This window comes from Rhodococcus sp. APC 3903 (assembly GCF_030407755.1).
Lineage (GTDB): Bacteria > Actinomycetota > Actinomycetes > Mycobacteriales > Mycobacteriaceae > Rhodococcus_F > Rhodococcus_F erythropolis.
On the sequence record NZ_JASDCV010000082.1, the window covers coordinates 1 to 1,387 of the forward strand.

General features: G+C 60.9%; 1 protein-coding gene. It reads right to left on the minus strand.

Features of this window, described 5'->3' with window-relative positions; translation table 11 throughout:
• Positions 1–39: 39 nt before the first annotated feature.
• Positions 40–1,320: an IS256 family transposase gene (locus tag QMA15_RS32585; protein ID WP_290289314.1), complete on the minus strand. Its 1,281-nt coding sequence runs from the start codon at positions 1,318–1,320 to the stop codon at positions 40–42.
• Between the last annotated feature and the right edge of the window lie 67 nt (positions 1,321–1,387).

Below are 1,387 nucleotides of genomic sequence, written 5' to 3' on the forward strand. Positions count from 1 at the left end.
GGGGTCTATCTCGCTAACGGTGTTTCGGCGGGTTTTCCATCAGTAAGTTTCCGATCCCGGCCAACGATCGGCGAACGTGATCGCAAACGCGTTCAGAGCAGGCTTCCACCTCGTTGTCCATCGTGCCTGGCCCTTGCCTGTCGGGTCCAGTGACCGCGTCACCAGATAGAGGCATTTCAGCGCAGCAGCCTCGGTAGGGAAATGCCCCCGAGCTTTCACCGACCGCCGGTATCGGGCATTCAAGGACTCAATCGCGTTGGTGGAGCACAGCACTCGCCGTATCTCGATGTCGTAATCGAGGAACGGGATGAACTCCTGCCAGGCGTTGGTCCACAATCGGATGATCGCCGGATACCTCTCACCCCAGTGCTCGGCGAGATCATCCAGCGCCGCGTGAGCGGCAGCCTCGGTCGGCGCCGTGTAGATCGGTCTGAGATCGTGTTTGAGTGCGTCCCAGTGCTGACGTCCTGAGAGCCGAAAGGTGTTGCGGATCAAATGCACGACGCATGTTTGGACCGTCGTGGCCGGCCACACGTTCTCGACGACCTCCGGCAGGCCTTTCAATCCGTCGCAGACCAGGAAGAACACGTCCCGGGTGCCCCGATTTCGGATGTCCGTCAGCACGCTCATCCAGAACTTGGCGCCTTCACCGCCGGTGCCGGCCCACAATCCGAGCACGTCGCGGTGTCCGTCGAGGCTGACGCCGATCGCGGCGTAGATCGGCCGGTTCGCGACCTGCCCGTCCCGGACTTTGACGACGATTGCATCGACGAAAATCGCAGCGTATACCTCGTCGAGTGGTCGGGCAGACCAGTCCTGCATCTCCTCGAGGACCTTGTCGGTGATCCGCGAGATGGTCTCTTTGGACACCGAGGCGCCGTAGATTTCGGCGAAGTGGGCGGAGATCTCACCGGTCGTTAATCCTTTCGCGTACAAGGACAACACGATCTCGTCGACCCCGTTCAATCGACGTTGGCGCTTTTTGACGATCTGCGGCTCGAACGTCCCTTCCCGATCACGAGGGACCTCGATCGGAACGTGACCGCTGGCCTCGGTCAGCACCGTTTTCGATCTGGTTCCGTTTCGAATGTTCGTCGATTCTCGATCGGGCGGAGCTTGGTTTTTGTCGTGCCCGAGGTGCTCGGTCATCTCCTCGTTCAGGGCGGTTTCCAGGACGGTTTTGGTGAACTGTTTGAGCAGGCCGTCCGGCCCGGTCAGCGACAGGCCCTGCTCCTTGGCCAGACGCACCAACTCCGCGGCCGCCGAAGCTTCCGCGGAGGGCTCGGCCCTCTTCTTTGTCACATCTTCCAGTGTCGTCATCTCAGCACCTCCTCGCCGAGCATTCACTCAGCTTCTCGGGCCAAAACACCGATTGCGAAACAGTCCC

Coding starts and splice junctions, on each gene's coding strand:
- QMA15_RS32585 (WP_290289314.1), bottom strand. CDS start 1,320: ATGACGACACTGGAAGATGTGACAAAGAAGAGGGCCGAGCCCTCCGCG.